Here is a 6,748-nt window from a genome sequence, read left to right as displayed (position 1 = left end):
GTCGGCGACCTCGACCTGGCCAGGGACGAGGCCGCGCGGGCCGCGCGGCTGCCCAGTCTCGCCTGGGACGTGGCGCGCACGGCGCTGCGCGACGGCCCGGTCCTGGTGCAGGTGCCGCGCCGCGGGTACGTGCCGCGGCTCGCCTGCCAGCGGTGCCGGGAGCCCGCGCGGTGCCGGCAGTGTGCCGGGCCGCTCGAGGCGCGGGAGGGCACCGGGGCGCTCGCGTGCGGGTGGTGCGGGCGCGCGGAGGACCAGTGGCACTGCTCCTCCTGCGGGGGCTTCCGGCTCCGGGCGCAGATCGTGGGGGCGCGGCGGACCGCGGAGGAGCTGGGGCGGGCGTTCCCGGCGGTGCCGGTGCGGACGTCGGGGCGCGAGCAGGTGCTCGACACGGTGCCGGGGGTGCCGGCGCTGGTGGTGAGTACGCCGGGGGCCGAACCGGTCGCCGAGGGCGGCTACGCGGCGGCGTTGCTGCTCGACGGGTGGGCCATGCTCGGGCGGCCCGACCTCCGGGCCGGCGAGGAGGCGTTGCGGCGGTGGGTGAGTGCGTCGGCCCTGGTGCGGCCGCAGGGGGCCGGGGGGCGGGTCGTGGTCGTCGCGGAGCCGACGCTGCGGCCCGTGCAGGCGTTGGTGCGGTGGGACCCCGTGGGGCATGCGGTGCGGGAGCTCGCGGAGCGGGCTGAGTTGGGGTTTCCGCCGGTTTCGCGGATGGCGGCGGTCTCCGGGGCACCCGAGGCGCTGTCCGGGTTCCTCTCGGGCGCCGAGTTGCCTCGGGACGCGGTGGTGTTGGGACCTGTGCCCGTACGGGAGGTCGGGCCCGGGGCCGGTTCCGGGACCGGTGAGGGCGTGGAGCGGGTGTTGATCCGGGTGCCGCCGGGGAGCGGGGCGGCGCTGGCCGCCGCTCTGAAGACCGCGCAGGCCGCGCGGATGGCCCGGGGGGCCAAGGGGACGGCACGGGACGGTTCCGGGGACGCCGTGCGGATTCGGGTCGACCCGTTGGACATCGGGTGACGGTCACCGTCGCCGGTGGCGAGGGCGGGTGGCGCCGCCCGTAAGGGAAACGGCCCCCTCGCCGATGGGCGAGGGGGCCGTTTCCGTGAAGGGGCGTCAGCCGTTGCGAGGGCTGGGGAAAGCGTTGGGGCGGGGGTCCTCGCGAAGGGTGGGGCTGCCCGCTGTCGGCTGGGTCGGCATCGTGCGGGCGGCGGGTACCGACGGCAGAGGAGCGCCGACCGGCACCGGGCGGGTCGCCGTGGAGGTCACCGTCGGCGCCGGCGTCTCCGTGGCCCGCTCCGCCTCGGCCGCCGCCTGCGTGCTGGCCCGCCGCGCGCCGTAGCGGCGGTGGACCGCCTGCTTCGTGACGCCGAGGGCCGAGCCCACCGCGTCCCACGAGAACCCGAGCGAACGGTCGAAGTCCACCGCGGCGGTGACCAGTGTCTCGACGCTGTCCCGCAGCTCCTGCGCGAGACGTACGGTCGGGGCGGGGGCCCGCCCGTACACGACGAAGCCCGCGGACGGGCTGGAACGGCGCGGGCGGTAGACGTTGCCGAGCTGTGCGGTGAGGGTGCGCAGTGCGTCCACCTGCCGGCGGACCCGCTCGATGTCCCGAACCAGGAGGTGCAGGCTGGCCCGTGCCTGGGCGTCGTGGGTTGCGTGGTCGGCCATGAACAAGCCTCTCGAACCGGCGTTGAAAAGGATCGGGCCGCATCCGCGGCCCGTTGTGGTCAACTCTTTCTTGACCAACGCGCTAGTTCGTGTGGGGTCACGGTGCAGGGGCGTATGCGCATATGCACAGGGCGCACGGCGCTTCGTACGCCCCCGGGAGCGTCAACCCCGGGCCTCGGCAGGACCGTCCCGGGCGGGCTCCCCGGGCGGCCCATAGACTGGTGCGCTGCCGTCGCTCCACCCCAGACCAGAGATCCGAGGTACCCCCCAGTGAAGCTCGTCTTCGCAGGCACTCCCGAGGTCGCCGTCCCCGCCCTGGACGCCCTGATCGCCTCCGACCGCCATGAGGTGGCCGCCGTCGTGACCCGGCCGGACGCGCCCGCGGGCCGGGGCCGCAGGCTCGTCGCGAGCCCGGTCGCCGAGCGTGCCGAGGAGGCGGGCATCGAGGTGCTCAAGCCCGCGAAGCCGCGCGACGAGGACTTCCTGGCCCGGCTGCGGGAGATCGGTCCGGACTGCTGCCCCGTCGTCGCCTACGGCGCGCTGCTGCCCAAGATCGCCCTGGACGTGCCGGCCCGCGGCTGGGTCAACCTGCACTTCTCGCTGCTGCCCGCCTGGCGCGGCGCGGCACCCGTGCAGCACGCGGTGATGGCGGGCGACGAGATCACCGGCGCCTCGACCTTCCTGATCGAGCAGGGCCTCGACTCCGGTCCGGTGTACGGCACGGTGACCGAGGCCGTGCGGAACACCGACACCAGCGGTGACCTGCTCACCCGGCTCGCCTTCGCGGGCGCCGGACTGCTCGTGGCGACCATGGACGGCATCGAGGACGGCAGCCTGACCGCGGTGCCGCAGCCGGACGACGGCGTCACCCTCGCCCCGAAGATCACCGTCGAGGACGCCGAGGTGGACTGGGCGGCGCCCGCGCTCCGCGTGGACCGGGTCGTCCGCGGCTGCACCCCCGCCCCCGGTGCCTGGACCGTCTTCCGCGGCGAGCGCCTGAAGATCATCCAGGCCGCGCCGGTCCAGGACCGCACCGACCTCGCGCCCGGCGAGCTCTCCGCCGCCAAGAACAACGTGTACGTGGGCTCCGGATCGCACGCCGTCGAGCTGCTCTGGGTCCAGCCGCAGGGCAAGAAGCCGATGCGCGGCGCGGACTGGGCGCGCGGGGTGCGGATCGCCCCCGGCGAGCGCGTGGGCGGCGGCGACGTACGCTGAGAAGCGGGCCCGTTCGTCCCCCTCGATTCAGTTTTCGATCCATTTCAGCAGCGGAGCACCTTTGAACGACCAGCCGAACCGGCGTCCCCGCACCCACTCCGGCAAGCCGGGCAGGCCGGGGAAGTCCGGCAAGCCCTACCGCCGTCCCCAGAAGGATCCCGTCCGGATCCTCGCCTTCGAGGCGCTGCGGGCGGTGGACGAGCGCGACGCGTACGCGAACCTCGTCCTGCCCCCGCTGCTGCGCAAGGCCCGCGAGAAGGGCGACTTCGACGCGCGGGACGCGGCGCTCGCCACCGAGCTGGTCTACGGCACGCTGCGCCGCCAGGGCACGTACGACGCGATCGTGGCGGCCTGCATCGACCGGCCGCTGCGCGAGGTCGACCCGCCGGTGCTCGACGTGCTCAACATGGGCGTGCACCAGCTGCTCGGCACCCGCATCCCGACGCACGCCGCCGTCTCCGCCTCGGTGGAGCTGGCGCGCGTGGTGCTCGGCGACGGCCGCGCCAAGTTCGTCAACGCCGTGCTGCGCAAGGTCGCGCAGGACGACCTCGACGGATGGGTGGAGCGCGTCGCCCCGCCCTACGACGAGGATCCCGAGGACCACCTCGCGGTCGTCCACTCGCACCCCCGCTGGGTCGTCTCGGCGCTGTGGGACTCGCTGGGCGGCGGCCGGGCCGGCATCGAGGACCTCCTGGAGGCCGACAACGAACGGCCCGAGGTGACGCTCGTGGCGCGGCCCGGCCGCTCCACCGCCGACGAACTCCTCGACTCCGTCGGCGAGGAGTCCGCGCTGCCGGGCCGCTGGTCGCCGTATGCCGTGCGGCTCAGCGAGGGCGGCGAGCCCGGTTCCCTGGAGGCCGTGCGCGAGGGGCGCGCCGGTGTGCAGGACGAGGGCAGCCAGCTGGTCGCGCTCGCGCTGGCGAACGCGCCGGTGGAGGGCCGCGACGAGAAGTGGCTGGACGGCTGCGCCGGTCCCGGCGGCAAGGCGGCCATGCTCGCCGGGCTCGCCGCCCAGCGCGGTGCCGCGCTGCTCGCCTCCGAGAAGCAGCCGCACCGGGCCGGTCTGGTCGGGCAGGCGCTCGCCGGGAACCCCGGGCCCTACCAGGTCATCGCGGCCGACGGCACCCGTCCGCCGTGGCGGCCCGGCACCTTCGACCGCGTCCTGATGGACGTCCCCTGCACCGGGCTCGGCGCGCTGCGCCGCCGTCCCGAGGCCCGCTGGCGCCGCCGCCCGCAGGACCTCGACGGCTTCGCCCCGCTCCAGCGCTCGCTGCTGCGGACGGCGCTGGAGTCGGTGCGCGTCGGCGGTGTCGTCGGATACGCCACCTGTTCGCCGCACCTGGCCGAGACGCGGGCCGTCGTGGACGACGTCCTCAAGCAGACGGGCGGCGCCGAACTCATCGACGCGCGCCCGCTCCTGCCGGACGTGCCGGGGCTGGGCGAGGGGCCCGACATCCAGCTCTGGCCGCATCTGCACGGCACGGACGCGATGTATCTGGCGCTGATCCGGCGGACCGCCTGACCCGTCGGCGGGGCGTGCGGCAGGCCCGGCCGGGCGTGAAGCCGTCCTAGGGGTCCGGGAGTGGCGCCTTGGGGGTCTCGGTGGCGGTGGTTCGCTCCGGGGCCCTCGGCGGTTCCGGGCGGCGCGCCAGCGGGTGGGGCCACCACACCTTCGGGCCCACGTCCAGGAACAGCGACGTGACCAGGACGGACCGTACGACGAAGGTGTCGAGCAGGACGCCGAGCGCCACCGCGAAGCCGATCTCGGCGAACGCCACCAGCGGGAGCGTGCCGAGCGCGGCGAACGTGCCCGCGAGGACCAGGCCCGCCGAGGTGATCACCGCGCCGGTCGCGGCGAGGCCCGTCTGGACGCCCGCGCGGGTGCCCTGGCGGATCGCCTCCTCGCGGATGCGGGTCGACAGGAAGATGTTGTAGTCGATGCCGAGCGCCACCAGGAAGACGAAGACGAAGAGCGGGAAGTCGGTGGTCTCGCCCGGGTAGTCGAAGAGGTGGCGGAAGGCGAGCGCGCTGATGCCGAGGGCCGCCGCGAAGGACAGGACCACCGTCGCGATCAGCAGCACCGGGGCGACCACCGCGCGCAGCAGGACCGCGAGGATCAGCAGGACCACGACCAGGACCAGCGGGATGACCAGCTTGTTGTCGTGGGCCGTGGCGCGGTCCATGTCGAGCAGGGCCGCCGTGCCGCCGCCGACCTTCGCGTCCGCGTCGGGGACGGCGTGCACGGCGTCGCGCACCCGGTCCACGGTCCGCTTGGCGGCCTCGCTGTCGGACGGGTCGCTCGGCGTCGCCTCGAGGAGCGACGTGCCCTCGTACTCGGACGCGGTCCCGGGCGGCCTGCCGACGCTGGTGCGCACCACGCCGGGCGTGGAGCGCACGATCCGGGCGACCCGGTCCTCCTGCGCGGTGTTCGTCACGATCACCAGGGGGTCGCCGGAGCCCGCGGGGAAGTGCTCGGCGAGCACCTCCTGGCCGGTGATCGAGTCCGGTTTCTCGGTGAACGCGTCGGCGTTGCTGAGCCCCGAGGCGTTCAGCTGGAACAGGCCGAGCGAGAGCAGGGCCAGCGTCGCCGCCGTGACGCCCCAGATCAGCCGCGGGCGGTGGGCCATGCGGCGGCCCGTGCGGGCCCACAGGCCGCGCTCGGTCGGTTCGGGGGAGCCCAGGTGCGGGATCAGCGGCCAGAAGAACCACCGGCCGAAGATCACCAGGAGGGCGGGGAAGAGCGACAGCATCGCGAGGAGCCCGACGGCGACGCCGATCGCGGCGACCGGGCCGAGCCCGCTGGTGGAGTTCATCTCGGCGACGAGCAGCACCAGCATGCTCAGGATGACCGTCGCGCCGGAGGCCAGGACGGCGGGGCCCGCCCGGTGCAGGGCGAGCGCCATCGCCTCGTGGCGGTCCGCGTGGCGGCGCAGCTCTTCGCGATAGCGAGCGACCAGGAGCAGGGCGTAGTCGGTCCCCGCGCCGAAGACGAGCACCGTCAGGATGCCCGCGCTCTGGCCGTTCACCGTGAGGTCCGCGTGCGTGGCGAGCAGATAGATGAGCGCCTGCGCCGTGAACAGCGCGGTGATCACCGCGATCAGCGGGGCGATGAGGAGCGTGGGGCTGCGGTAGGTGAACAGGAGGATCACGACCACGATGCCCGCGGCGGCGAACAGCAGCGTCGAGTCGATGCCCTCGAACGCCTCGGCGGAGTCGGCGGCCGTGCCGCCGGGCCCGGTGATGTGCACGCTCAGCCCGTCGGTGCTGGTGCCCACCCGCTCCCGGATGGTGTCGACGGCGGGTCCGATGCGCTCCCAGCCCTCCGCGTCCATGGTGATCGGCACGAAGACCTGGGCCGCCTCGGGCCGCACCCTCGTGTCGAACACGGGACCGCGGGTCTCCTTGCCCCGGATGCCGTGGGCGCGCAGCTCCTTGGCCTGGCGGACGTCCCCGGCGATCCGCGCGCGGTCCGCCGCGGTGAGGCCGCCTTCGCGGGCGTACACGACCACCGCGGGGATCGCCTCGGGCCTGAACTCGGCCGAGATGTCGAGGACTTGGGTGGACTCCGCGGAGCCGGGCAGCCAGGACTCGGCGTCGTTCTCCTGGGCGTCGGTGAGCTTCTGGGCCAGCGGCGCCGCGACGAGAAGCACCGCGAGCCAGAGGAGCACCACCAGCCACTTGGTGCGCCGTCCGCACACCAGCCAGGCGGCGCCGTGCCGCTCCTGCCGTCCTGTGTCCGCCATGGCGTCCCCCCGCTTGCCCCGCGCGGTGCCGGTGGACCGCCCAGCATGGCACGGGGCGTGCGGTGGCGGGACCCGCTGAGGCCATGCCGTGGACTGGGGTCAGCAACGCGCGCCGGGCATGGCAGGCTTGG

At 74.9% G+C, this 6,748-nt stretch carries 4 protein-coding genes and 1 pseudogene; 3 read left to right on the top strand and 2 right to left on the bottom strand.

What is annotated here, in order from left to right; all coding sequences use genetic code 11:
• Window positions 1–1,008, top strand: a pseudogene (locus AOK22_RS05035) (primosome assembly protein PriA); the annotation flags it as partial.
• 96 nt (window positions 1,009–1,104) lie between these two features.
• On the opposite strand, the gene AOK22_RS05030 reads toward AOK22_RS05035, so the two are convergent.
• The gene (locus tag AOK22_RS05030) at window positions 1,105–1,659 is read right to left on the bottom strand and encodes a hypothetical protein (RefSeq protein ID WP_055697336.1); all 555 of its coding nucleotides are present in this window, start codon (window positions 1,657–1,659) and stop codon (window positions 1,105–1,107) included.
• Between the two features lie 270 nt (window positions 1,660–1,929).
• Here AOK22_RS05030 and fmt point away from each other — a divergent pair, with 270 nt between their 5' ends.
• Complete coding sequence (fmt, locus tag AOK22_RS05025) at window positions 1,930–2,874, top strand: methionyl-tRNA formyltransferase (RefSeq protein WP_055697335.1); 945 nt, start codon at window positions 1,930–1,932, stop codon at window positions 2,872–2,874.
• Window positions 2,875–2,935: 61 nt separating this feature from the next.
• Window positions 2,936–4,396: an RsmB/NOP family class I SAM-dependent RNA methyltransferase gene (locus AOK22_RS05020; RefSeq protein WP_055697334.1), complete on the top strand. Its 1,461-nt coding sequence runs from the start codon at window positions 2,936–2,938 to the stop codon at window positions 4,394–4,396.
• A 46-nt stretch (window positions 4,397–4,442) separates the two neighbouring features.
• Here AOK22_RS05020 and AOK22_RS05015 read toward each other — a convergent pair whose 3' ends face one another.
• A complete protein-coding gene (locus tag AOK22_RS05015; RefSeq protein WP_055697333.1) occupies window positions 4,443–6,617 on the bottom strand; it encodes an MMPL family transporter in 2,175 nt (724 codons plus the stop codon).
• Between the last annotated feature and the right edge of the window lie 131 nt (window positions 6,618–6,748).

Source organism: Streptomyces silaceus (assembly GCF_001419745.1).
In the GTDB taxonomy this organism is placed as follows: domain Bacteria; phylum Actinomycetota; class Actinomycetes; order Streptomycetales; family Streptomycetaceae; genus Streptomyces; species Streptomyces silaceus.
Note: the sequence above shows the minus strand (reverse complement) of the source record. Positions and strands in the feature narration are given on the sequence as shown.